Here is a 22,061-nt window from a genome sequence, read left to right as displayed (position 1 = left end):
TCCTGAAAGGCGGAAAGGGGACCATAAAAAACCGCGCCGCCAAGAGGATGGGGGGCGCGGTGCAGACCAGGGCTGCGTCACCGCTACAGGGGGCAACACAGGGTCGTCATAGGGTCAATGTAGCAGAGACGGGCGCGCGGGCAGCTCTGGCGTGGGCGCGGGGGCCGGCGCTTCTGGGGCGCGGCGCAGCACCTCCAGCAGCGCGGCGCTAAAGGCGCGCAGCAGCGGCAACCCCGCGCGGTGCGGCAGCGTGGCCAGCGCCAGGGGCCGCAGCAGCGGTTCGGGCAGCGGCAGGGCCACCACGCCGGGCGGCAGGGGGGTCAGGGCCAGGCGCGGCATCACGCTGACGCCCAGGCCGTGGGCCACCATGCCCAGAATCACGCTGTCTTCACCGATCTCGGTCGCGTCTTCGGGGTCAACGCCCGCGCGGCGCAGGTAGGTCATCAGGCGGGCGTTGCAGGCGTTGGGACCGGGCGCCAGCAGGAGACTGCTGGCCAGTTCCTCGGGCTGAACCGGGTGGGTGCCGCGCGACGCGGGCGCCACGAACAGGTATTCATCCACCACCAGGGGGAGCAGACGCAGGCCCGGCTGCGGCTCCTCAATGACGATAGCGGCGTCGGCCTGGCCCCGCCGGACGAGGTCCTCGCTGCCAGTATCGCCGTCCAGCAGGGTCACGCGCACGCCGGGATGCTGGGCCCGGAAGGCCGCCAGGGCCGGAGGCAGCAGGTGGGTGGCGGTCGACCGGAACGAGGCCACGCGCAGGGTTCCGCTCAGGGCGCGGTCGTCTTGGGCGGCCAGCAGCGCGTCGCTGGCCGCCTGCACGGCGGTGCGGGCATGCAGGAGCAGCCGCTCGCCCGCCGGGGTGGGCGAAGTGCCGCTGCGGCTGCGGCGCAGCAGCGGCTTGCCCACCAGGGCTTCTAGCTTGCCCACCGCCTCACTCAGGGACGACTGCGACACCCCCAGTTCAGCCGCCGCCTCGCTGAAGCCGCCTGCATCGGCCACGGCCAGCAGGGCGCGCAACTGGGCCAGGGTGGGCAGCGCCGCGTGACGGTCAGGGGTCATGACCCAGTCTAGAGCGCGCTGGCTCCCCGGTGTATCGGGTTTGCCGATGGTGGCCCGGCCCTGTGCCTGTGCGCGCCGATGGCGAAGAGGTGCCGCCAGGCGCACCCTGGGAGGCAAGAGGTGAGACCCTATGACCGCCAGCCTGCGCCCCACCACCCCCGCCTTTTTGCCCCTGCCCTGCACACCCCAGGAGGTCAGTCACCTGACCTACGTGCTGGAAGTGCTGACCCCCGGCGCCGCCGAACTGCCCCCGGTGCCCGGCTGGACGCTGCGCGCCTGGCCAGTGGCCCGCCTGGGCGACCTGACCGTTCAGGCCACGCCCCAGGACCCGGCCGAAAGCGGCCCCGCCGCCCTGCGCGCCGCTCTGGCGGCGGCCGGGGTAACGCCGCTGGGCCCCGTGCGCCTGCATCAGTAGGGCGGGCTCGGCTTCAATAGTTTGCAAGAACAGTTGAAGCCGAGCGGAGAGAATGGACGCAGTGGGTTTCGGGGGTGGAGTTCGCAAATCGCGCCTCTTCCGATTTGTTTGCGTCACAGACGAAATCCGTATCAGGGTCAAGGCGCCTGCCTGGCCACATCCCCTCCGCATCCATGAAGCTCCAGGCCCCGGCCCCTTGACCCGCCCATCACAACGCGGCACCATACTGACCGCATGACGAATGGTGTCCGCTCGACCGCCCAGCGCGCCGCGCCGCCCACGGGCCGCCCGGACGGCGCCGCCCTGGTCACGGCGCGCTTCTTGCGAATGCTGAGCATCTCGCTGGAACTGCTGGACGCTGTGCGTGACGCCAACGCCCGCGCCGAGTTTGCGGGTCTGACGGCCCGCGCCGAAACGCTGGAAGCCGAGACGGACGCGCTGGAACGCGAACTGGAGGACCTGTGCCTTCAGGCCTTCGGGTCAGGGCTGGCCGAGGACGACCTGGCCTTTTACCTGATGGTCTTCCGCAGCCTGACCAATCTGGAACGGGTGGGCGACTACGCCTTCAACGTGGCGCGCGACCTGGAAACCTTCGCGCCGCGCGCCCGCAGCGCCACCCTGCAAGACGCGCTGCCACTGGTGCGGCTGCTCTCGCACATGATTGAGACGCTGGCCTACGCCTTTGCCGAGCGCGATCTGGTGGCTGCCCGCGACGTGATGCGCCTGGATTACGAACAGGTTGACGCCCTGTACGAGCAGATGCAGCGCGCCAGCCTGACCCGGCTGCTGGAACGCCCCGAAGACACCCAGGTCGCCCTGACCGCCGGGCGCATGGCCCGCAACCTGGAACGTCTGGGCGACCATCTGGTCAACGTGGCCGAGCGGCTGGAAGTGCTCATCGTTCAGCGTGAGGCCTGAGGGCGGAACGCAGCGCCTCCATCCTCCAGGGTGCTGGATGAGCGGCCTGACAGGGCTGTGCAGCAGAGGCAGGCTCTCTAAGACAGCGCAGCCTGACCTCACAGGAGCGCCACAGACGCCGAACAGGATAAAAAGGTCTTTAATGTTTGTCGTTCTGCTGCAGTACATCCAGCCGCTCAGTGCAGTTGAGCCTCTGCTGGAAGCCCACCGGGCCTTTCTGGAACAGCACTACGCCACCGGCCATTTTGTGGCGTCGGGGGCTCAGGTGCCCAGAACGGGCGGGGTGATTCTGGTGCGTGGGCTCAGCCGTGAGGCCCTGGACAGCGTTCTGGCCGAAGACCCCTTTGCGCAGGCGGATCTGGCTGCCTATGAGGTGATTGAATTCAGGCCTGCCAGAGTTGCAGCGGGCGCCGAGGCGTTTTTTGCCTCTGAAGCTGATCACTGACCAATTCGCCACCAGCGGCCTTCTGACGATTGGTTAGAAGAAGTTGCGGTCCACTAGGCGTTCTCGCCTACCTGCTTGACCGGGTCCCCGCCGTACACTCTGAACCGTGACCACAACCCAGACCGAGATGCCCCGCTGGCGCACGGACGACCTGTATGCAGGCCTGAAGGACCCAGCCCTGAGCCGCGACCTGAACGCCCTGCGTGACGAGGTCGTGGCCCTCGAAGCCCTGTTTGACGGGCACGACATCGGCGCTGGGTCGCCGGTGACGGCCGAGGCACTTGAGGCCGCTCTGAACGGCATGAATGAGGTGGTGCGGCGCGCAGGCACCTTGCGCGCGTTCGTGGCGGCCTTCGTGACCACCGACAGCCGTGACGAGGCGGCGCAGGCCCAGATGGCAGCGTTTACCACCCTGACCCTGCCGCTGGGACCGCTGCGGTCGCGCTTCACTGCCTGGGTCGGTGGCCTGAGCGCGGCCGAGCTGGACGCCCTGCTGGCCCAGAGCGAGGTGGCCCGCGCCCACGCCCACACTCTGCGCGATGCCGTGCGAGACGCGCAATTTATGATGTCCCCGCCCGAGGAAGACCTGGCCGCCCGTCTGCACCCCGCCAGCGGCGGCGGCTGGGGCAAACTGCATGGCAACGTCAGTTCGACGCTCAGGGGTGAGTTCCGGGGCCAGTGGCTGCCTGTGACCGCTCTGCGCGCCCTGGCCAGTGACCCCGACGCCCAGGTGCGCGAGGACGCCTACCACGCCGAAATTGCTGCCTGGAAATCCCAGGAGGTCGTGTTTGCCGCCTGCATGAACGGCGTCAAGGGCGAGTCCGGCACGGTAGCCGCGCGCCGGGGCTATGGTGACGTGGTGGCCCCCAGTCTGCTGAACAACGGCATAGACCAGGGGACGCTGGACGCCATGCAGGCGGCGGTGGTGGCCGCGCTGCCGGACTTCCGCCGTTATTTCCGGGCCAAGGCGGCGCGGCTCGGGAAAGGGCAACTGGACTGGTGGGACCTGTTTGCGCCTGCTGGAAAGAGCGAAACTCACTGGAGCTATGAGGCGGGCGCCGAGTTCGTGGAGCGCCAGTTCCGGGGCTACAGCGCCGCGCTGGGCGACTTTGCCGCCCAGGCCTTCCGGGAGGACTGGATTGACGCGGGCCCCCGCGACGGCAAACGCAGCGGCGCCTTTTGCATGCGCTGGCAGGGCAGCGACAGCCGCATTCTGATGAACCACGACCCCAGCCTGGATTCGGTCAGCACCCTGGCCCACGAGTTAGGCCACGGCTACCACAACCGCCAGCTGGGCGACCTGCCGCCCCTGCAGCGCGAAACGCCCATGACCCTGGCCGAAACCGCCAGTATCTTCTGCGAAACGATTATTCAGAATGCCGCGCTGGAAACGGCCCAGGGCCAGGAACGCCTGTATGTCCTCGAAACCCAGCTGATGGGTCACGCGCAGGTGGTCGTGGACATTCACAGCCGCTTCCTGTTCGAAAAGGCCGTGTTTGAGCGCCGAGTGGGCGGCGACCTGAACCCCAGCGACCTCAGTGACCTGATGGTCTGGGCGCAGCGCGAGACCTACGGCGACGCCCTGAACACGCCTCACCCCTACATGTGGGCGGTCAAGCCGCACTACTATGGGCGCAGTTTTTACAACTACCCGTATACCTTCGGCCTGCTGTTCGGCCTGGGGCTGTACGCGCAGTACGAACAGGCCCGCGCGCAGGGCCAGGAAGCCGATTTCCAGGCCCGCTACGACGCGCTGCTGGCCGCCACCGGTCAGGCCACGCCCCTGGAATTGGCCGCGCGCTTTGGCATTGATCTGCACGCCCCGGCCTTCTGGGAAGGCAGCCTGAACATGATTCGCCGCCAGATTGAGGCGTACGAAGGGGTAAGCGGGAAGTAGAGAGTGGGAAGTGGGGTGGTGATGCGACGACCCACTTCCCACTCACCACTTACCGAACCTTGATGTCCTGGTCAAACCACGCCAGCACGCGCTCGCTGCCAAAGGGCCACAGGCTCACCTGGGCGGCGCGGGCGGCTTCCTGGGCAAACTCGGGCAGGGGGCCGTGGCCCTTGGGGGTCACGTTCCAGGCGGGGGCGTCTTCCGGCAGACCGGCCAGTTCGCGGGCGCGGGCCAGGCCGGTCCTGAGGTCACCCAGCTCATCCACCAATCCGTAGTCCAGGGCGTCCTGGCCGCTCCAGATGCGGCCCCGGCCCAGCTCATTGACCCGCTCTTTGGTCAGCCCGCGCCCCTGCGCCACGCGGCTGATAAAGCGGTCGTACACCTCCAGAATGCCCTTTTCCACGTGTTCCCGTTCCTCGTCGCTGTAGCGGCGGGCCGGGGAGAACATCAGCGCGCGGTCGCGGCCCACGCGCTCGGGGTTGAGGCCGTGGCGGCGGTTGAATTCCTCCAGAATCGGCTTGCCGCTGACCACGCCAATCGAGCCGGTCAGGGTGTACGGCGAGGCCACAATGGTCTTGGCGTGTGCCGCCACGTAGTAGCCGCCGCTGGCCGCATACTCGCCCATGACCACGACCACGGGCTTCTCGCTCTGCTGCACCTCGCGCCAGATGAGGTCGCTGGCCAGCGCGCTGCCGCCGCCGCTGTTCACGTACAGCACGATGGCCTGCGTGGTCTTGTCTTCCTTGGCGCGTTTCAGCGCGGCGACCACCGTGTCGGACCCGGCCATCGGGCCGCCCAGCAGCGGCAGAGGCACTGGGTTGATGCGGCTCTTGCCCGTGATGATGGCCCCGACCAGTGGCACCACCGCCACCCGGCCCTTCTTGCTGCTCTGCTTGTCAGGCATCAGCCAGTTCACCACCGCCCCAAAGGGACGCGAGGCTGGCCCGATCAGCTCGTCTTCGTAGGCGACCTTGGTAATCAGCCCGGCGTCCAGGGCGCCCTGCGCGCTGGTCAGGTCGGCGTCCAGCCAGGCGGCGGCCTGCTCGGGGCTGACGCCGCGCGCCCTGGCCAGGTCGGCGGCCCAGGCGCCTTCCAGGCCGTCCAGATACGCCTGAAGCTGCTCGCGGTTGTGATCATCCATGTGGTCCTGCGAGAAGCGGGTCAGGGCCGCCTTGTATTCCCGGATGCGCAGGTTCTCGAACTCGATGCCGCGTTTTTTCAGAAATTCGCCCAGGAAGGTGCTTTCCAGGCCAAAGCCGTTCAGGTTCACCTCGGCAGATTCCGGCGCGACCAGTTCGGAGGCGCCGCTGGCGGCCAGCAGGCTCACCATGTTCAGGTGCGGCAGGTAGGCCACCACCCGTGTGCTCTGCGCCAGGTCATGCAGCAGGCCGCGCACCGTGTGGGCCGCTGCGGGCGCCGCTGTGAACTCGCCAAAGCGCACCAGGACGCCGTGCAGCCACGACGCCCCCTTCAGTTTCTGGATACGCCCGGCCAGGGCTTCCAGGGTCTCAGTGCGGCTCAGGAGGGCCTGCACCGGGTTGCCCGGCTGGCGTTCGGGGTAGGGGCCGGCCAGGTCCAGCACGACCCAGGTGGGCCGGGTCACGCCACCGGGAAGAGCGTCGTCGGCCTTGCTCAGAAACGGAATGTTGGGCATGCCCCAGGCTACGGGGGTGGGCGCCCAGAAGTTCCCCGCAGGCCCGGTCGTGTGCCCAGGCGCGCGCCCATGGTCTGTGCGCGGGCAGCCAGGAGGCCAGCGGCCGGAGCGGGCAGCAGGTCGTGGGCGGTGGCCGCCCACAGCGCCAGCCAGCGGGCCAGGTGCTCGCCGCGCACCCCCAGGCCCGCGTGCGCGGCGTTCAGGTTGCCGCGCCAGGGGGGGGCGGTGTTCTCGGCGCCGCCCAGCACCGTGACCCAGAAGGCGGTGACCCGGTGCAGGTGGGCGGGCCAGTCCTGAACATGGGCCGTAAATACAGGGCCCAGCAGCGGGTCGGCCTGGGCGCGGGCATAGAACTCGGCCACCACGGCGCGCAGGGCCGTTTTGCCTCCTACCTCCTCCAGCGGTGAGGCGGGGGCGCGCGAGGTCCAGTCGGGCAGGGCCGCCAGAAAATCGGCCCGCACCTGCGGGGGCACCTCGGGGTCAGCCCAGGCGACGGCGCGGCCCAGCGTCCAGTGGCGCGGTACCAGCCCAGACCAGCCGTGGACCTGCGCGCCGCGCGGAGCGGCGGACCAGTCGGGCTGACCCGCCGTGACGGCGGCGCCCAGCGCCCGCCCCAGCAGCGCGGCCCCCGAGCCCCAGCCCAGCACCGGCACGCCCCGCCGCAGGGCGCTGCTGACCAGATTCAGCGCCGCCCAGCGCGCCGGCTGGCCCTGCACATCGGCGACCGGCAGACCGTCGTGGGGGAGCAGCAGGGCGCCCGCACAGGGCAGTGCCGTCAGAGTGGCCTCCTCTACGCCTGGCCAGTCCGGCAGGGGAGAGGTGGAGAGCAGTGGCCCAGGAGTCAGCGGGCTGCTGGCAGTCATCGAGCACGCCTCTGCGAGAACGCCGTGTGGGCCGCCATGCCATTCTGTCTTGTGCTCATCCCACCGTCGTGTGCCGGGTCGGCAGTTGACCTTTCAGAGGACCGCTGAGAGCCCCATTCCATGGGCGCAGGATAACGGCAAAGCGGCCCCCCGCAAGGGAAGGCCGCTCGCCCGCCGCCCTTGTTCAGTTGAGGGTCTTGACGAAGGTGTAGATGTTGGCAATGTCCGAGTCGGTCAGCTGCTGCTCGCTAAAGCGGGGCATGACAGCCGACAGTTCACGTTCGGGGGTCTTGCCTTCACGCAGCACAGCCGTGAACTGTGCCAGGTTCCATTCCTTGACCTGACTCAGGGCCGGGCCGACGCCGCCCTGGCCTTCGGGGCCGTGGCACCCGGCGCAGTTGCCCACAAACAGCTTGCCGCCTGCAGAAGGGTCCCCTTCGGGTTCGGCGGCGGCGGCCGTGTCGGCGGGTTCCTGACCCGTCTGGCCCACGGTTTCGCTGGGCGGGGTGTTCTCGGCGGTGCCCTCGGTGCTGGCGGCGGGGGTGTCGCCGGTTTTCAGGTCGCTGCTGGCAATCACGGCGCCGTTCTCGCCGGCCTGGGTGCCGCCGTCGTTCTCGGCCCTCACGTCGCCCTGCGCGCTGGCGTCGCCTTCTGCACCCGTGGCCGCGCTGTTGGGGCTGGGGGCTTCCTCGCTGCCTGGGGTGGGGGTTTCCTTGTGCGCCTCTTCCTCGTGGTGCGGCGTGGTGGCGATGCGGTAGCCGGCAATCGAGCCGCCCAGCGTCAGGGCCAGCAGCAGCGTCATGGTGACGGCGAACGTGTTCTTCATACCCCCGAGCCTACCATACGGTCAGGGGGCGTTTGCCCGTGCTGGCGCGCACTTCGTGGGGTCTGGACACGGGCGCGGCGGCCCGCTCTAGACTGCGGTCTATGTCCCCGCGCCTGGCCAGTCTGACGTGCAGCAACACCGACATCCTGCACGCCCTGGGGGCCACGGACCTGCTGGTAGCGGTCGACAGTCACAGTGACGCGCCGGGGCTGGACCACGCCGCGCGCCTGGGGCCCGACCTGAATATTGATGTGGCGGCGCTGGTGGCGGCCCGTCCCGACCTTGTGCTGGCGTCCCTGAGTGTGCCCGGCATGGAGCGGGTGGTCGAGGCGGTGCAGGCCGCCGGCCTGGAGACGGTCATCCTGGACCCGACGAGCGTGCCGCAAACCGTGGCCAGCATCCGGCAGGTGGGGGCGCTGCTGGGGCTGCCGGGCCGGGGGGAGGAGGTGGCCCAGGCGTTGGAGGCCGAGCTGGCCGCCCTGCACCGCCCTGCCCCCCGCGCCCCCCGCGTGCTGGTGGAGTGGTGGCCCAGGCCCATCATTGCCGCCACCCGCGAGTCCTGGGTGACGGACCTGCTGGCAGGGCTGGGCGCTGTCAACGCCCTGGCCGACCTGGAGGGCCGCAGCCGCCCCCTGACGCTGGAGCAGGTGCGTGAGGCGCAGCCCGACCTGATCGTATGTTCATGGTGCGGCGTGAAAAAATTGCGCCCCGAGGTCATCGAGGCGCGGGGACTGGGCGTGCCGGTGGTGGCGGTGCCCGAAAGTGGGCTGGGCCGCCCTGGCCCCCGTTTGATTGAGGGGGCGCGGCAGATTCGGGCAGCGATAGACAGCCGGGTGGTGGGGTGTGGCCTATAGGGAGTGGGAACAGATGAGGGGCGTGGCTGGCATGCGGCGATGCGCGGGAAGAACGTGAGATGAAACTGTGCTGCTGCCTTTCCTACATCCCACAACCTCCGCCCTCCACCCCTCTGTCCAGCACCGCCCGCAGCCCCGTCAGGCAGTCAGCCCGGTACTGGGCCAGATCGGGTTCGGGGTCGGCCAGGAAGCGCACACTCAGGCCCTCCACGATGGCGCGCAGCAGGCGGGCGCGGCCTGGGGCGCCGGTCTCGCCCGCCAGACGGGCCAGTTCCAGGTCCACGGCCAGGGACTCTTTTAAAAAGGCGCGCTGCACAGCCATGAGTTCAGGGTCGCGGGTGGCGGCGGCCAGAAAATCCAGGGACACCGTATAAAACCGGCGGGTGTTCTCGACGCCATAAAACTGGTTTTCGACGTAGGCTCGCAGCTTGTCGTCGGGGGTGGTCGCCTGCCGCACGGCGCGGCGGGTGGCGACGGCAATCGTGCGCGAGAACCGGCGCATCACGGCGCCCAGCAGCCCCGCGCGGCTGCCGAAGTGGTAAACCAGCGTGCCCCGGCTGACCCCGGCGTGGGCGGCGATGTCGGCCAGTGTTACGTCGGCGTAGCCCCGCTCGTAGATGGCCAGGTACGCGGCCCGTTCCAGGGCGGCGCGGCGGGCGCGGTCCTGAATGGGGTTGACCTTGCGCGCCATGCCGCCCAGCATCCCGGAGGCCAGGGGGCGGCGTCAACCAGCCTGGGCCAGACCACGTGCTGACTTGTCTGGTTTGGCCATGAGGTTAGGTATAACTGGCAGAAGGCCCTTGACCCGTGTGATCGGCTCACCGGCTGATGTCTGGGCTGATTGGTGGTCACCTGTGGGGGTGAACGCGCAAGCAACAAAGAAGCGATGGGGGGCATGAGTTTGTCCTGACTACAGAGACCTGCCAGATGACCTTAGCCACCGCAACCCAGCCGAACGCTTTGACTTGACCTTCTGCCTTTGATGCCCCATACGTTCCGGGCTCTGCCTCAGGGTGTGCCCGCTCTCTGGCCTGGGTCTCGCCGTCTTACCCCCCCAGCCGGGTCAAGAGCCCCACCAACCCGGTGACCAGCAGCGCCGCCAGCCCCATGCCCACCGAGGCCGCCGCGCCACTCTGCGCGTGTTCCTCGCGTGCCCGCGCAGTGCCGATGCCGTGGGCCACCGCGCCCAGCGCCACGCCGCGGGCCAGCGGGTGCCCCACACCCAGCCGGGTCAGGACTGACGGCAGCACCAGCGCGCCCACCAGGCCCGACAGCACGGCCAGCGTGGCGGCCAGGGCAGGAGGCGCGTAGGTCAGCGGCGCCAGTTGCAGGGCCACCGGGCTGGTGGCGGGGGCGGTCAGCAGGGCACGCTGGGCCTCCGGGGCCAGGTTCAGCAGGTGGGCCAAACCAGCGTCGGCGGCCACGGCCAACCCGGTGCCGAGCGCTCCCCCCAACCCCAGTGCCTGCCACTGCCGGCGCAGCAGCGCCCGGTGCCGGTAGAGTGGCGCGGCCAGCGCCACCACCGCTGGGGCCAGCAAGCTGGTCAGGGGCTGCACGGCCTGCGCGTAGTGGGCGTAGGGCACAGCCAGAACCAACAGCGCGCCGGCCACCAGCAGGGTCGCCACCAGGGTCGGGTTGGCCAGCGGTGTTTTAGCGCGGGTTTGGGCCAGGACGCCCACCCCAAACGCCAGCAGCAGCCCGGCGGTCAGCACCAGCAGCCACAGTGCCCACGCCGCGCCCGCACCCAGAAACTGAACGAAGCCGACCGTGGCGGGCACGAACAGCAGCCCCAGCACGCCCAGCAGGCCGTCGGCAGCGTCCTCGATCCAGTGCAGGCGCACCAGCCTCAGCGCCAGAGCGGCCCACAGCAGCGCCAGCCCCAGCACCGGGCCGGGCAGCGGCAGTTTCAGCCCGCTGGCCAGGGCCTGGCCGGCTGCGGCAAATGCCAGCAGCACGCCTAGGCCCAGGACAAAGCGCGCTGGGGCCGGCACAGGCGCCTCTTTAGCCCGCGCTGGGGCCAGCGGCCGGCGCCTGACCGCTCAGGCGGGCCAGCATGCCGCGCACGACCTGTTTGGCGTGGCGGGCCACCTGCGGCATGAACTCGTGGTAATCCACCTGGGCGTCCTGGTCGGCGGTGTCGCTGACCGAGCGGATGACCACAAAGGGCACGCCCGCCTTGGCACACACCTGGGCCACCGCCGCGCCTTCCATCTCGGCGCAGGCGGCGCCAAAGGCGGTCCACAGGCGCCCGACCTCGTCTCGTGAGGCGATGAACTGGTCACCGCTGGCCACCCGGCCTTCCAGGGCGCGCACGCCCGGCACCTCCCCGGCGGCTTCCAGGGCCACCGCGCGCAGGATAGGGTCGGCGGCCCAGGACGGCGTTTCGCCTGGCACGGTGCCGATGGGATAGTTCAGCGCCGTCACGTCCACGTCGTGCTGCACGCAGTCGGTGCTCACCACGATGTCCCCGACCTTCAGGTCCGGGTGAACGCCGCCGGCCACGCCGGTAAAGATGATGCGGGTGGCCCCCTGGGTCAGCAGGTAGGTGGTCGTCATGGCGGCGTTCACCTTGCCGATCCCGCCGCGCGTCAGAAGCACCGGCACGCCGTCCAGGGCGCCCCGGTGCAGGGTCACGCCGGGAAAGGTCAGGTCTTCGCGGGCCTGCAAGTCGGCCAGCAAGACCTCAATTTCTTCGTCCATCGCACCGATAATCGCCAGCATGGCGCCCAGCATACTGTGGGCCGCCCCGCCTTTCCTCAGACAGCGGGCGTATGCTCGGCGCATGACGGACGCCCCTCCGCCGGTTCTCGACCCGCGCGACACGCTGGACCAGGCCGCCCTGCGCCACCCGGATTCGTTCAAGTGGACGCTGCACCCCGAAGACGTGATTCCGCTGTGGATCGCCGACATGGATTATCCGGTGGCGCCGCCCATCGTGGCCGCGCTGGAAGACCGTCTGAAGCATGGTCTGGGCTACGCGCAGCTGATGGGCGACCCAGCCCTGAAAGCCGCCCTGAGTGAGAAGCTCGCTGGTCAGGGCCTGGGCGACCTGCCCGAAGGGGGCATCACCTTTTTGCCGGGGGTGGTGCCGGGCATCTACGCCGCCGTTCACGCCCTGACCAGCCCCGGCGAGCCGGTGGTCACGATGACCCCCATTTACCACCCCTTTCACCTGAGCATCACCGATCAGGGGCGCCGGGTGGCGGGGGTGCCGCTGCGCGAGACGGGCACCGGCTACGAGATCAACTGGGCGGCGCTGGACGCGGCCTCACGCGGGGCGCGGCTGCTGCTGCTGTGCCACCCGCACAACCCCACCGGGCGCGTGTGGACCGCCGATGAACTGCGCCGCCTGCGCGAGCTGGTGCTGGCGCGCGACCTGTTCGTGATGAGTGACGAGCTGCACGCCGACCTGCGCTTTACCGGTGAACCCTTTGAGGCCTTTGCCGCCGACCCGCGCGTGCAGAGCCGCACCCTGACCCTGACTGGGCCCTGCAAGGCGTACAACACGGCGGGGCTGGGCATCGGCGCGATGGTCAGCCACAACGCGGCCCTGGTGGCGCGGGTGCGCCGGGCAGCAGGCGGCCTGATGGGCCACGAAAGCGCCCTGAGCGTGACCATGTGGCGCGCCGCGCTGAAAGAGGGCGGCCCCTGGCTCTCGGAAACCCTGGCTTACCTGCGCGGCAACCGCGACTTTCTGGTGGAGTACGTGCACACCCACTGGCCCTGGGCGCGCGTGCAGGCCCCCGAGGCGACCTACCTGGCCTGGCTGGACCTGCGCGCCCACCCCCGCGCGGGCGACATGCAGGCGTTCTTGTTGCAAGAAGCGCGCGTCGCGGTCCATGACGGTCCCATCTTTGCCCATGAGGCGCACAAGGCCCAGTACCAGGGCTTCGTGCGCCTGAACTTTGCGACCAGCCGGGCGCTGCTGGCCGAGGCGCTGGAACGGATGACCGCAGCGTTCGGTCAGTAGGCAGTGGGGCGTAGGAAATGGGTCGGGGGCTGTGCCGGCCTCTACTCCCCACCCTCCACGTCCTGCGTCAGCCCGCGCAGGGCCTCAATGAGGGGGCGCAGGCGTTCGCGGCGCACCTTCAGGGCCGCGCGGTTAACGATCAGGCGGGCGCTGGAGTGAAACAGCACGTCCACTTCTTCCAGGTGATTGGCCCTGAGAGTGCTGCCGGTCTGTACGAGGTCCACCACGGCGTCGGCCAGGCCGGTCAGGCACGCCAGCTCAATATTGCCGCTGAGCTTGACAATCTCGGCCGGGATGCCGCGTGCGTTCAGGTAGGCGCGGGCGGCGCGGGGGTACTTGGTGCCCACCCGCGAGATGTCGCCCGAGGCCCCGACCTCCCGAATCAGGGACAGGCGGCACCCGGCAAAGCGCAGGTCCACCGGTTCGTAGACGGCCCGGCCAGATTCCAGCAGCACATCCTTGCCCACGATGCCTGCGTCGGCCACGCCCAGGTCGACGTAGACGGGTACGTCCTGATTGCGCAGCTCCAGCACAGTGACGCCCGGAAATTCGTGGCGCAGGGCTCGGGACTTCTCGGGAACGGTCAGCGGCAGGCCCGCGCGCGCCAGCAGGGCCACGGCTTCTTCCAGAATGCGGCCCTTGGGCAGCGCCAGGGTCAGGTGCTGCGGGCCGTGGGTGGGGGCCGGGGTCATGCGTTCACCGCCGTAAATTCGGCGCCGGCCGGGCCACTTTTGACCCAGCGCCCAATGCCGCGTGCGGCGCAAAAGGCGCGCAGCTGCGCCTCGTCGTCGGTCCAGGCCAGTTCGGCATAGAGCCCCTGGGCGCGGGCCACCTGGGCGGCTGTCAGGTCCAGGGCCAGCACCACCTCTGGCTCGGGGGGCAGGCTGGGCGCCAGGGCGCGCATCAGGCGCTCCAGGCCCAGGGCGAAGCCGGCGCCGGGCAGGGCGCCGCCGTCCAGAGCGTACCGGCCGCCGCCCAGCACCGGCTGGTTGATGCCCGCCGCGTAGGCCCGGAAGGTCAGGCCCGTGTAGTAGCCGTAGCGGCGGCTGACGCCCAGGTCAAACAGCAGCGGCCCGCCGTAGCGCGCGGCGACCACCCGCAGGTGGGCCACCGCTTCGCGCGCCCGCTCGCCACCGGCCAGCGCCTCGGCGGCGTCGAGCACCTCGGGGCCGCCGTAGAGGTCGGTCAGGGCGTGCAGGGTGCGCCGGGTGTCGGTGTCCAGGCTGAATTGCCCGGCCAGCAGTTCGACATCGGCGCCACTTTTGCGGTCCACCGCGTCGTGCAGGGCGGCGCGCGCCGGGCCGTGGAGGCCGGCGTCTTCCAGCACGGCGTCCACGTAGCCGGGGTACCCCACTTCCAGCTGCGCCCCTACCCCCACCGCGTCCAGGGCGGCGGCAGCCAGGTGTAGCAGTTCAGCGTCACTGGCTGGCGTCGCCACGCCCAGCAGCTCCACACCCAGCTGGTTAAATTCGCGCAGGCGGCCCAGTTCGCTGCTCAGGGCGCGCAGCCACAGCCGGCCGCTGTACTGCAGCCGCAGCGGATACGGCCCCTGCGGGAAGCGGGTGCGGGCCAGGCGCCCCACCGCCGTCGTGAATTCGCTGCGCAGCGCCAGCACCTGCCCGCCCGAATCAATCAGTTTGAAGGCCAGGGCGTCTTGCGGATGCTGGGGCGCCGCGTATTCCAGGGCTGGGACCTCCACGCCCCGGTAGCCCCAGCGGCTGAAGCAGGCCGACAGCTGCGCGCGAATGGCCTCGCGCTGCGCCCACTCGGGGGGCAGCACGTCGCGCGTGCCTTCGGGAATGGCCGCCAGACGCGGCGCGGCGGGGTCGGTGGGGACGGCAGAACTCACGCCGGGCATTGTAGGGCGGGCGAGTGGAGTGGGGGTCAGGCCGTCAAGACGGGTGGGGCAGGACGGTGTGCCTCAGGTGGGTTGGGCCGCAGGTGTTCTCTGCCTGACGCCTGGCCTCTTCCACCGCCGCTGTCCCCAGCGGCCTCTATACTGCTCCCCGTATGCGTCTGTCCGCCCTTGCCCTGCTGGGCGCCGCCCTGAGCCTGACACTGGGCGGCTGCGCCCGCACCACCGACACCTTCAAGCCGCGCATCTCGGTGACCAGCGGCGCAGGCAACGGCGGCACCAGCGCCCGCTTTCTGATTCAGGGCTACGTGCTGGACGATGTGGGTGTCACGCAGATCACGGTGGACGGCAAGCCCATTCCCATCCAGCCGGGCAGCAACAAGATTGCCCGCTTTCAGTTTCAGGCGGTCCTGAGCACCCCCACCGGCCGCTACACCATCGCCGCCCAGGACGCGGCGGGCAACACCTCCAGTCTGGTCCTGCCCGTCAGCGTGGACCCCACGCGCCCGGTCATCAAGGTCACGCGCTTTGAACGCAGCGGCACCGTGATTCGCGTGGCCGGCACCGTGACGGACAACGTGCGGGTGGCGCAAATCACGGTGGACGGCAACCGCCTGAACATCACGCCGGGGCAGAGCGTGGAGTTTTACGCCGAGACCACCGGCATCTGGGCCGATATTCAGGCTATTGATACAGCCGGCAACCGCACCGCCCTGCGCGCCCGGTAAGGCCTGAAGGAAGAGAGACGGCTCAGAGGGTGACATAGTGAATAGGTTCCTTCGGGGGCTGTCGTGGTTCATGCGATTAGGCTTGAGACTGGATTTGAGCCACAACAGTAGATGAAAGGGTCTCGCCGCAAAGACAGCACTGAGCGGATGAAACAGTAGGGTCAGCCGGCAGGCGGCGTAGGCGCCATTGATGTGGCCTCCGTCCATTTTTATAATCTCCGGGCCACCACCAGAGGTTTCTCCAAGGCGCGGAGGTCCATTCTCTTGCCCCCTCTTCTGCGAAGCTCTCCGAGCCTGCGGCGCCGCTGTCCAGGTCTGGTCGGAAAAATTCCGCAGTGCATTGCCAGAATTTTTCGGGAGCCGTGTGAAATCCGCTGAGGTTTGCCCAGGACCCGGCCGCCCGATTTCCCCGTGGTGCCAGTCAACCGCGCCCGCCGCCACGGTGTCTGTGCCGGCGCCGTCCTAGCCTGCCAGAGATGCCGCGCGTTCCTGAAGTGTTCTCGGTGCCTGACACCCTCGCGGAAGTCACGCGCCGCCTGGCAGCAGCCTATCTGCCGGACGGCGCGGCGCTGCCCCGCACCCGTCAGCCGGACCTGCTGAATGAACTGATTCGCACCATCCTGGGTCAGCAAAATACCCGTGAGGCTGCCGACCGTCAGTTTCGTGCGCTGCGGGCGGCCTATCCCGCCTGGGAAGCGGCGCTGCTGGACGGCCCCGACGGTATAGAAACCACCCTGAAGGGTGCGGGCGGTGGCCTGCACCGGGCCAAAGCGGCGCACCTGTACGGCCTTCTGACGGCCCTGGCCGAGCGCGCCCAGGCAGGTGGCCACCCCTTGGGTCTGGGCGACCTGGCCGACTTGACGGACGAGCAGGCCCGCGCCGCCCTGGAAAGTCTGCCGGGGGTGGGCCGGCACACCGCCAGCCTGCTGCTGCTGTTTGACCTGCACCGCGCGGCCATGCCGGTCGAGGGCAATCTGGACCGGCTGGCGCGGCGGCTGGAGTGGGTGCCGGACGCCTGGAGTGCCGCGCGCGTCACGCGCTGGTACGACGCAGTGACGCCGCGCACGGCCCCCGACCGGCTGGCCCTACATGTCGCCGGGGTGCGGCATGGCCGGGCCACCTGCACCGCCCGCCATCCGCGCTGCGACCGCTGTGTCCTGCAGGAGCTGTGCCCCTCGGCGGCGCTGCTGGGGCCGAAGTCCGGGGGCCGGCCGTTATCCTCGGAGGCAGATGACGACGTTTTCTTCTGACCTCTTAGCCCCTGAGCAAAAGGCCGCCGAGCGGCTGGCGCGCGAGGCCGGCGCGCTGCTGCTCTCTCACCTGCGCGTGGGCCTGACCGTGGAACACAAAACCAGCGCCGACGACCCGGTCACCGCTGCCGACCGCGAGGCCTCTGCGCTGATTACGCGCGGCCTGGCGCAGGCCTTTCCGGATGACGGCCTGCTGTCAGAAGAGGAGGCCGACAGCCCCGAGCGCCTGACCCGTAGTCGGGTCTGGATCATTGACCCCATTGACGGCACCAAGGAGTTTTCCACCGGCAGTCCCGACTACTGCGTCAGTATCGGCCTGGCTGTGGACGGTGAAGCCGTGCTGGGCGTGGTCTATGCCCCGGCCACCGATGAATTATTTGCGGGCGTGGTGGGGGCCGGCGTGACCCTGAATGGTCAACCCGTGTCCCCGGCGGCGGCTGGCCCGGAGTGGCGGGTGGCGGTGTCGGACACCGAGCACAGCCGCGAACTGCACGCCGTGCCGCTGCCCGGCATGGTGCCCAGCGGCAGCATTGCCCTGAAGTTGGCCCGCATTGCCGCTGGTCAGGCCGACGTGACCTTTACCATGTCGCCGCGCAGCGAGTGGGATATTGCCGCCGGGCACGCCCTGCTGCGCGCCGCTGGGGGCGACCTGCGCCGCCGCGACGGTCGCCCGGTTCGCTACAACCAGCCGCGCCCGCACATCGAGCAGGGGCTGATCGGTGGGCAACCCGGCGCCCTGGCGTGGCTGGACGGCGCGCTGAGCGCCCACCGCCTGCCCACCGCTCACCTGGGGCTGACCCCTGCCGATCCGGCCTGGTCATTGCTGGGCGCGGCGGATCAAGAAGCGCTGGCAGAGCACCCTGGCGTGTTCATGCGCCATGCCGGGGGCGAGGTCCTGGCGCTGCTCGTCATGGACCTGCCGACCCGCCGGGTCGAGCGCGCGGAGGGCGACGCCTTTCATCTGGAGCGGCTGACCCGCGACGTGACCCGCGCGCTGGGCACGGTGCAGCCGGGGCCGGAGGCGAGCCCTCCACGTGACTGAAGCCGCGCCAGGAGTGCCGCGCGTGAGCCTCAAGCCGGTGCTGGACTTCACGCCGCCGGAGTGGCGCGCGCTGCACGGGTTTTTTCGCAGCCGCGAACTGGCCGATTGGAACGACGCCCGGCCCATCCGCATGCCGGAATGGCTGTTTCGCCGCGTCATGCAGGACGAGGAACGCACCGGCGAGCGCGCTGGCTTTGGCGTGCTGGACGAGGCCGGGCAGCTGATCGGCAGCGCCGAACTGTACGACCTGCGCCCGCCGCCCCCGCTGACCCCCACGGCCGCCACCCTGGGCGTCATGATTGGGCTGCCGGCGTTGTGGGGTCAGGGCTACGGCCGCGCCGCTGTGGGGGCGCTGGTGCGCTGGGCCTTTGAGGAACGCGACACGCCGCTGACCCGTATTCGCCTGACCACCTTTGCCCACAACCGCCGCGCGCAGCGGGCCTTTGCTGCCTGCGGCTTTCACGAGGTGGGCCGCACCACCCGCCCCGGCCGCACCGACGTCCATATGGAGCTGACCCGGCAGGCCTGGCTGACAGCGCAGGGCGAGGCTGGTGAGAGTTGACGAGCAGGGTCTGGGGACTCTGATACAGCACTCCGCAGCCTGAGACGAGTGTCATATCAACTCGGCTTCAGTCGTTTGCACACCCGATGGAATCCGGGCGGATTTGGAAAGCAGCCCAGCAGGCTCGGAGCGCTTCGCAGCAGAGCGTGAGGAAGAAAAACTGGGCTGACAGGCGTGAAGTTGACACGTTGATTCTCTTCCGATGTTTCAACGAAGCAGACGGAATCGGTCTCTCATGTGAACAGCCAGCGTGGTACAGGGAGAGATGGACGATGTTCAGATGTCCTCCCCCTGAAGTCTTGAGCGCCGGTTGAGGTTGCTCTGCGGCGTCTGAGGAACGGGGCAAAATACGGGACATGCGCGTTCTTGTTCCCGACCTGCCCGACTTCCGTGCCCTGGCAGCCCACGATGAGGGCGGCGTCCCTGGCGTGGACCTCGCGTTCTACACCCGTACCGAGGTGCCCGAAGGGGCGGCGGACGGCGCGGTGCTGTGGCTGACTGGCCCGGACACCCGCGCCCGGTTGTTGGCGGTGCCGGGGCTGGCCTGGGCGCTGACCCTGACAGCGGGCATCGAGCATGTGCAGGGGCAATTGCCAGAGGGGGTGACCCTGTACAACGCCAGCCGCCTGCACAGCCGCGCGGTGGCGGTACACGCGCTGGCCGGAGTGCTGGCGGCGTCACGCGGCCTGCACCTCTTCCGGGACGCCCAGGCCCGCCGTGAGTGGGCACCCCCGCCTTCGCCGGGGCAGTCGGGGCTGGCCACCCTGGACGGCGCGCGGGTCGTGCTGTGGGGACACGGGCACATTGGCCGTGAGCTGGAGGCGCTGCTCACGCCGCACGGCGCCGAGGTCAGTGGGATTCGCAGCGGCACCTCTGAGGCCGAGCGCGACGAACTGCTGTCGCAGGCCGACTGGGTGGTCCTGCTGCTGCCGCAGACGCCGGAGACAAAGGGACTTGTGAACGCCGATGTGCTGGCCCGGCTGAATCCCGGCGCGTGGCTGTGCAACGTGGGGCGCGGCGGCCTGGTCGTCGCGGCCGACCTGGTGGCGGCGCTGGAGGCTGGCCACCTGGGCGGCGCGGTGCTGGACGTGACCGACCCCGAGCCGCTGCCCGCTGACCACCCGCTGTGGACCCTGCCAAACGTCATTCTGACCCCCCACATTGCCAGCACCACCGCTGACCTCGTGGCGCGAGGCGCCGCGCTGACCCGCGACTTTCTGATTGACCTGCAACAGGGCCGCGACCCCGAAGGTCGCGTGGAGCCGGGCCAGGCGTACTGATGTCGGCCCAGCCGCTGCTGAGTGAGGGGTGACATGGGCAGTCCCGGTGCTTGAACGGCTGACTGGTCAGACGCGGAGACCCACAGCTGCCCGTCTGGAGTGCCTTTATCCTGAGCCGACAGTTGACGCCCCTGCTAGACCTGGTGACTGGGGAGCACTGCTAGAGTGTGGCCCTTCCTACTGGGGATGTCATCCCGTCAAGGCTGGGCGCGAGGAGGCCGCCCTGACCCGGAGTTATCCGGCTTACCCCGCCGCCTGCGCCCGCACAGCTTGCTATGTCCCCCGGTGGCCCTGAGATGACGCCCCGAATGACCCGCCTGGATAGCCAGCACCAGCAGCGAGGCTGGCGGCTGTGGCGCTGGACGCTGAGGTTTGGTGTGCTGGGGGTGCTGTTGGTGGTGTTGCCCATGCTGACGGTTGGGCGCTCTGGTCAGGTGGTTGCGTTTGGGGTGATGTACGCCACCCGACTGGCCTCGGTGGTGCTGTACGGCGCGCTGTTGGTGGTGACGGGGCGGCGGTGGCTGTGGCTAAGTCTGCCCCTGATTCTGCTGCCCGAGATTCTGCCGTTTGGCCTGATCAGCCGGGCTGGGTTGCTGATGGGTCTGGCCGAGGTTCGTCGGCATCTGAAGGTTACGGGGCCTGACAGCGGCTGCCAGTTCCATTGAGGGGCCAGCGACGCCTCTTCACTCCTCTTTTGCCGCTGTCTGTTGCAGAGACTAACTGTGTTCGCCTTAGCGTGGTTGAAGATCATACCTCTCAACCACGCTGAGTTCCGCTATGAGACGGACCCGGATTCAATCGTCTACAAAAACGCTTGAATCCAAGCGAACTTGAAAAGCTGCGCCGCAGTGTGATGAGGTGCCAAACGGCTTTCGGGCGTGGGGTATGCCACCTGGCGCTCTCCCGGTTTGCCAGAGAAACAGACGGAAGCCGTATGAGCGTGGCCGGGGGCCAGATGTGGCCACACCTGAGCAGAGCCAGCAGCAGCTCGAATAGCCGCTGGAATCTTCAGCTTGCTGTTTGGCGTTCTCTGCCAGCGGGACCGTTGGCTATCGCCGCAGCCGCCCTCTGTCATCTCCTACCTTAAGCGTCAGTGCCTCTTCGGCCTTTGCCCTCAGCTCAGCTGTACAGCGGGACGCTTCTTCGGGGCGGGCTTTAGGGGCGGCAGCTCGCGGGTATGGTCTTCAATCAGCCCGCCGCCCAGCAGGCGCGGCCCGGCGTACAGCACGGCGCTCTGACCAGGGGCCACAGCAAACTGAGGCTCGGCAAAGGCCAGCTCAAAGCCGTGCTCATCGGCCCGCACCACACGCGCCTTGACGGGCGCCGTGCGGTAGCGCACCTGCACATCTAGCTCCTGCGGCAATTCGGCCAGGTCCACCAGATAGTTCGCGCTACTGGCGCGCAGTCCTGGCCACAGGCACTCGTCGTGGTCGCCCACCCAGACCGTGTTGGTGGCCGGGTCCAGGTGAACCACATGCCGGACGCGGTGGGTCTGGTACAGCCCAAGGCCCTTCTTCTGGCCCAGGGTGTAAAACTGCGTGCCCAGGTGTTCGCCCACGACCTCGCCGCTGGCAATCTCGCGGATGTAGCCCTGGGCCTGGGGCAGATGCTCGGCCACAAAGTCCTGCACCTTGCCCGGCACGAAGCAGATGTTCTGGCTTTCGGGTTTGCGGGCGGTCAGCAGGCCGCGTTCCTCGGCAATTTCACGCACGCGCGGCTTTTCCAGCTCGCCGACCGGAAACAGAATGTACGGCAGCGCGTCGCGCGGGGTGCCCCACAGGAAATAAGTCTGGTCCTTGCGGGGGTCGTCGCCCCGCCAGAATTCCACCTCGCCCGCCGCATTTTCCACGCGCTTCACGTAGTGCCCGGTCGCCACGTAGCGGCAGCCCAGCATCTTGGCTTTTTTCACCAGCTCGTCAAACTTGACCTTGGTGTTGCAGTTCACGCAGGGATTGGGCGTGCGCCCCTTACTGTATTCATCCAGAAACGGCCCCACGATGTGGCGCTGAAACTGCTCGCGGTAATCCAGCAGGTAAAACGGCACGCCCACCTGTTCGGCCACGCGCCGGGCCTCGTAGGCGGCGTCGGGCGAGCAGCAGGTGTCGAACGTGTCCACCCGCTTGTCGTCGGGCCAGAAACGCATCATGGCGCCCACCACCTGATAGCCCTGGTCCTTGAGCAGCGCCGCCGTCACGCTGCTGTCCACCCCGCCGGACATGGCGCACAGCACGCGCTCCCCGGCGGCTGTGGCAGGAGAGGAGACCGGCTGGGGCAGGGGGGCAGGCGCGCTCATACAGCCGGGCAGCTTAGCAGAGGGGCGCACAACCCGGAGTGAGGCGCGCGGCAATTGCCAGCCGGGCGGCCTTCATCTTGTGCCCGATTCGTCTGACAAAGCGCAGTCAGGAAGCGGTTTCAAAAGCGAAGCCCGAAAAACACTCAC

Annotated in this window: 22 protein-coding genes; 12 read left to right on the top strand and 10 right to left on the bottom strand. The window is 69.1% G+C overall.

Features of this window, described 5'->3' with window-relative positions; translation table 11 throughout:
- Nucleotides 1-114: 114 nt before the first annotated feature.
- On the bottom strand, nucleotides 115-1,062 hold the full coding sequence (locus GO986_RS15395; protein ID WP_157460193.1) for a LysR family transcriptional regulator: 948 nt from the start codon (nucleotides 1,060-1,062) through the stop codon (nucleotides 115-117).
- Nucleotides 1,063-1,192: 130 nt separating this feature from the next.
- Here GO986_RS15395 and GO986_RS15390 point away from each other — a divergent pair, with 130 nt between their 5' ends.
- The 4 genes from GO986_RS15390 (at nucleotide 1,193) to GO986_RS15375 (ending at nucleotide 4,737) form a co-directional block, all read left to right on the top strand.
- Complete coding sequence (locus GO986_RS15390; protein WP_157460192.1) at nucleotides 1,193-1,477, top strand: hypothetical protein; 285 nt, start codon at nucleotides 1,193-1,195, stop codon at nucleotides 1,475-1,477.
- Nucleotides 1,478-1,804: 327 nt separating this feature from the next.
- The gene (locus GO986_RS15385) at nucleotides 1,805-2,395 is read left to right on the top strand and encodes a phosphate signaling complex PhoU family protein (RefSeq protein WP_157460214.1); all 591 of its coding nucleotides are present in this window, start codon (nucleotides 1,805-1,807) and stop codon (nucleotides 2,393-2,395) included.
- A gap of 142 nt (nucleotides 2,396-2,537) precedes the next feature.
- Nucleotides 2,538-2,840, top strand: coding sequence for a YciI family protein (locus GO986_RS15380; RefSeq protein WP_157460191.1), 303 nt, complete (start codon nucleotides 2,538-2,540; stop codon nucleotides 2,838-2,840).
- A 106-nt stretch (nucleotides 2,841-2,946) separates the two neighbouring features.
- Nucleotides 2,947-4,737: a M3 family oligoendopeptidase gene (locus tag GO986_RS15375; RefSeq protein WP_369409406.1), complete on the top strand. Its 1,791-nt coding sequence runs from the start codon at nucleotides 2,947-2,949 to the stop codon at nucleotides 4,735-4,737.
- A gap of 49 nt (nucleotides 4,738-4,786) precedes the next feature.
- Here GO986_RS15375 and sppA read toward each other — a convergent pair whose 3' ends face one another.
- From sppA to GO986_RS15360, 3 genes are all read right to left on the bottom strand, one after another.
- Nucleotides 4,787-6,391 (bottom strand): signal peptide peptidase SppA, encoded by a 1,605-nt coding sequence (gene sppA / locus GO986_RS15370; protein ID WP_157460190.1) that lies wholly within the window; start codon nucleotides 6,389-6,391, stop codon nucleotides 4,787-4,789.
- An 8-nt stretch (nucleotides 6,392-6,399) separates the two neighbouring features.
- The gene (locus GO986_RS15365; RefSeq protein WP_232337832.1) at nucleotides 6,400-7,254 is read right to left on the bottom strand and encodes a group III truncated hemoglobin; all 855 of its coding nucleotides are present in this window, start codon (nucleotides 7,252-7,254) and stop codon (nucleotides 6,400-6,402) included.
- Between the two features lie 184 nt (nucleotides 7,255-7,438).
- On the bottom strand, nucleotides 7,439-8,080 hold the full coding sequence (locus GO986_RS15360) for a c-type cytochrome (protein WP_157460189.1): 642 nt from the start codon (nucleotides 8,078-8,080) through the stop codon (nucleotides 7,439-7,441).
- Between the two features lie 101 nt (nucleotides 8,081-8,181).
- On the opposite strand from GO986_RS15360, the gene GO986_RS15355 reads away from it, so the two are divergent.
- Nucleotides 8,182-8,934 carry a helical backbone metal receptor gene (locus GO986_RS15355; RefSeq protein ID WP_157460188.1) on the top strand — a complete coding sequence of 251 codons (753 nt, stop codon included), beginning with the start codon at nucleotides 8,182-8,184 and terminating at the stop codon, nucleotides 8,932-8,934.
- Nucleotides 8,935-9,016: 82 nt separating this feature from the next.
- Here the strand turns inward: GO986_RS15355 and GO986_RS15350 are convergent, their stop codons facing one another.
- The 3 genes from GO986_RS15350 to GO986_RS15340 all read right to left on the bottom strand — a co-directional run bounded on the left by GO986_RS15350 (nucleotide 9,017) and on the right by GO986_RS15340 (nucleotide 11,655).
- Nucleotides 9,017-9,625, bottom strand: a complete 609-nt coding sequence (locus tag GO986_RS15350) for a TetR/AcrR family transcriptional regulator (protein WP_157460187.1) — start codon at nucleotides 9,623-9,625, stop codon at nucleotides 9,017-9,019.
- Between the two features lie 355 nt (nucleotides 9,626-9,980).
- Complete coding sequence (locus GO986_RS15345) at nucleotides 9,981-10,925, bottom strand: LrgB family protein (RefSeq protein WP_369409405.1); 945 nt, start codon at nucleotides 10,923-10,925, stop codon at nucleotides 9,981-9,983.
- A 10-nt stretch (nucleotides 10,926-10,935) separates the two neighbouring features.
- Nucleotides 10,936-11,655 (bottom strand): 5'-methylthioadenosine/adenosylhomocysteine nucleosidase, encoded by a 720-nt coding sequence (locus GO986_RS15340; protein WP_198170708.1) that lies wholly within the window; start codon nucleotides 11,653-11,655, stop codon nucleotides 10,936-10,938.
- A gap of 61 nt (nucleotides 11,656-11,716) precedes the next feature.
- On the opposite strand from GO986_RS15340, the gene GO986_RS15335 reads away from it, so the two are divergent.
- A complete protein-coding gene (locus GO986_RS15335; RefSeq protein WP_157460184.1) occupies nucleotides 11,717-12,904 on the top strand; it encodes a MalY/PatB family protein in 1,188 nt (395 codons plus the stop codon).
- Nucleotides 12,905-12,945: 41 nt separating this feature from the next.
- Here the strand turns inward: GO986_RS15335 and hisG are convergent, their stop codons facing one another.
- A complete protein-coding gene (gene hisG, locus GO986_RS15330; protein ID WP_157460183.1) occupies nucleotides 12,946-13,596 on the bottom strand; it encodes an ATP phosphoribosyltransferase in 651 nt (216 codons plus the stop codon).
- A complete protein-coding gene (locus GO986_RS15325) occupies nucleotides 13,593-14,762 on the bottom strand; it encodes an ATP phosphoribosyltransferase regulatory subunit (protein WP_157460182.1) in 1,170 nt (389 codons plus the stop codon). The genes hisG and GO986_RS15325 overlap by 4 nt, the downstream gene beginning before the upstream one ends.
- A gap of 152 nt (nucleotides 14,763-14,914) precedes the next feature.
- Here GO986_RS15325 and GO986_RS15320 point away from each other — a divergent pair, with 152 nt between their 5' ends.
- From GO986_RS15320 to GO986_RS15295, 6 genes are all read left to right on the top strand, one after another.
- Nucleotides 14,915-15,487 carry a hypothetical protein gene (locus GO986_RS15320; protein ID WP_157460181.1) on the top strand — a complete coding sequence of 191 codons (573 nt, stop codon included), beginning with the start codon at nucleotides 14,915-14,917 and terminating at the stop codon, nucleotides 15,485-15,487.
- A 476-nt stretch (nucleotides 15,488-15,963) separates the two neighbouring features.
- Nucleotides 15,964-16,737 carry an endonuclease III domain-containing protein gene (locus tag GO986_RS15315; protein ID WP_157460180.1) on the top strand — a complete coding sequence of 258 codons (774 nt, stop codon included), beginning with the start codon at nucleotides 15,964-15,966 and terminating at the stop codon, nucleotides 16,735-16,737.
- The gene (locus tag GO986_RS15310) at nucleotides 16,718-17,779 is read left to right on the top strand and encodes a 3'(2'),5'-bisphosphate nucleotidase CysQ (RefSeq protein WP_157460179.1); all 1,062 of its coding nucleotides are present in this window, start codon (nucleotides 16,718-16,720) and stop codon (nucleotides 17,777-17,779) included. The genes GO986_RS15315 and GO986_RS15310 overlap by 20 nt, the downstream gene beginning before the upstream one ends.
- Entirely contained in the window at nucleotides 17,772-18,341 is a 570-nt protein-coding gene (locus tag GO986_RS15305; RefSeq protein WP_224572958.1) for a GNAT family N-acetyltransferase, read from the top strand. The genes GO986_RS15310 and GO986_RS15305 overlap by 8 nt, the downstream gene beginning before the upstream one ends.
- Nucleotides 18,342-18,697: 356 nt before the next feature.
- Entirely contained in the window at nucleotides 18,698-19,621 is a 924-nt protein-coding gene (locus tag GO986_RS15300; RefSeq protein WP_157460178.1) for a D-2-hydroxyacid dehydrogenase, read from the top strand.
- 296 nt (nucleotides 19,622-19,917) lie between these two features.
- Nucleotides 19,918-20,286 carry a hypothetical protein gene (locus GO986_RS15295; RefSeq protein ID WP_157460177.1) on the top strand — a complete coding sequence of 123 codons (369 nt, stop codon included), beginning with the start codon at nucleotides 19,918-19,920 and terminating at the stop codon, nucleotides 20,284-20,286.
- A gap of 449 nt (nucleotides 20,287-20,735) precedes the next feature.
- Here GO986_RS15295 and mnmA read toward each other — a convergent pair whose 3' ends face one another.
- A complete protein-coding gene (gene mnmA / locus GO986_RS15290) occupies nucleotides 20,736-21,914 on the bottom strand; it encodes a tRNA 2-thiouridine(34) synthase MnmA (protein ID WP_157460176.1) in 1,179 nt (392 codons plus the stop codon).
- Nucleotides 21,915-22,061: the final 147 nt, after the last annotated feature.

The sequence above is a fragment of the Deinococcus arboris genome (assembly GCF_009755355.1).
Taxonomy (GTDB): domain Bacteria; phylum Deinococcota; class Deinococci; order Deinococcales; family Deinococcaceae; genus Deinococcus; species Deinococcus betulae.
Note: the sequence above shows the minus strand (reverse complement) of the source record. Positions and strands in the feature narration are given on the sequence as shown.

What these genes read in the sequence shown, in the direction of transcription:
- GO986_RS15395 (WP_157460193.1), bottom strand. Translation starts at nt 1,062, where the DNA reads ATGACCCCTGACCGTCACGCGGCGCTGCCCACCCTGGCCCAGTTGCGC.
- sppA (WP_157460190.1), bottom strand. Translation starts at nt 6,391, where the DNA reads ATGCCCAACATTCCGTTTCTGAGCAAGGCCGACGACGCTCTTCCCGGT.
- GO986_RS15295 (WP_157460177.1), top strand. Translation starts at nt 19,918, where the DNA reads ATGACGCCCCGAATGACCCGCCTGGATAGCCAGCACCAGCAGCGAGGC.
- GO986_RS15310 (WP_157460179.1), top strand. Translation starts at nt 16,718, where the DNA reads ATGACGACGTTTTCTTCTGACCTCTTAGCCCCTGAGCAAAAGGCCGCC.
- GO986_RS15390 (WP_157460192.1), top strand. Translation starts at nt 1,193, where the DNA reads ATGACCGCCAGCCTGCGCCCCACCACCCCCGCCTTTTTGCCCCTGCCC.
- GO986_RS15385 (WP_157460214.1), top strand. Translation starts at nt 1,805, where the DNA reads ATGCTGAGCATCTCGCTGGAACTGCTGGACGCTGTGCGTGACGCCAAC.
- GO986_RS15355 (WP_157460188.1), top strand. Translation starts at nt 8,182, where the DNA reads ATGTCCCCGCGCCTGGCCAGTCTGACGTGCAGCAACACCGACATCCTG.
- GO986_RS15315 (WP_157460180.1), top strand. Translation starts at nt 15,964, where the DNA reads ATGCCGCGCGTTCCTGAAGTGTTCTCGGTGCCTGACACCCTCGCGGAA.
- GO986_RS15360 (WP_157460189.1), bottom strand. Translation starts at nt 8,080, where the DNA reads ATGAAGAACACGTTCGCCGTCACCATGACGCTGCTGCTGGCCCTGACG.
- GO986_RS15325 (WP_157460182.1), bottom strand. Translation starts at nt 14,762, where the DNA reads ATGCCCGGCGTGAGTTCTGCCGTCCCCACCGACCCCGCCGCGCCGCGT.
- GO986_RS15365 (WP_232337832.1), bottom strand. Translation starts at nt 7,254, where the DNA reads ATGACTGCCAGCAGCCCGCTGACTCCTGGGCCACTGCTCTCCACCTCT.
- GO986_RS15320 (WP_157460181.1), top strand. Translation starts at nt 14,915, where the DNA reads ATGCGTCTGTCCGCCCTTGCCCTGCTGGGCGCCGCCCTGAGCCTGACA.
- GO986_RS15350 (WP_157460187.1), bottom strand. Translation starts at nt 9,625, where the DNA reads ATGGCGCGCAAGGTCAACCCCATTCAGGACCGCGCCCGCCGCGCCGCC.
- GO986_RS15300 (WP_157460178.1), top strand. Translation starts at nt 18,698, where the DNA reads ATGCGCGTTCTTGTTCCCGACCTGCCCGACTTCCGTGCCCTGGCAGCC.
- GO986_RS15335 (WP_157460184.1), top strand. Translation starts at nt 11,717, where the DNA reads ATGACGGACGCCCCTCCGCCGGTTCTCGACCCGCGCGACACGCTGGAC.
- mnmA (WP_157460176.1), bottom strand. Translation starts at nt 21,914, where the DNA reads ATGAGCGCGCCTGCCCCCCTGCCCCAGCCGGTCTCCTCTCCTGCCACA.
- hisG (WP_157460183.1), bottom strand. Translation starts at nt 13,596, where the DNA reads ATGACCCCGGCCCCCACCCACGGCCCGCAGCACCTGACCCTGGCGCTG.
- GO986_RS15380 (WP_157460191.1), top strand. Translation starts at nt 2,538, where the DNA reads ATGTTTGTCGTTCTGCTGCAGTACATCCAGCCGCTCAGTGCAGTTGAG.
- GO986_RS15340 (WP_198170708.1), bottom strand. Translation starts at nt 11,655, where the DNA reads ATGCTGGCGATTATCGGTGCGATGGACGAAGAAATTGAGGTCTTGCTG.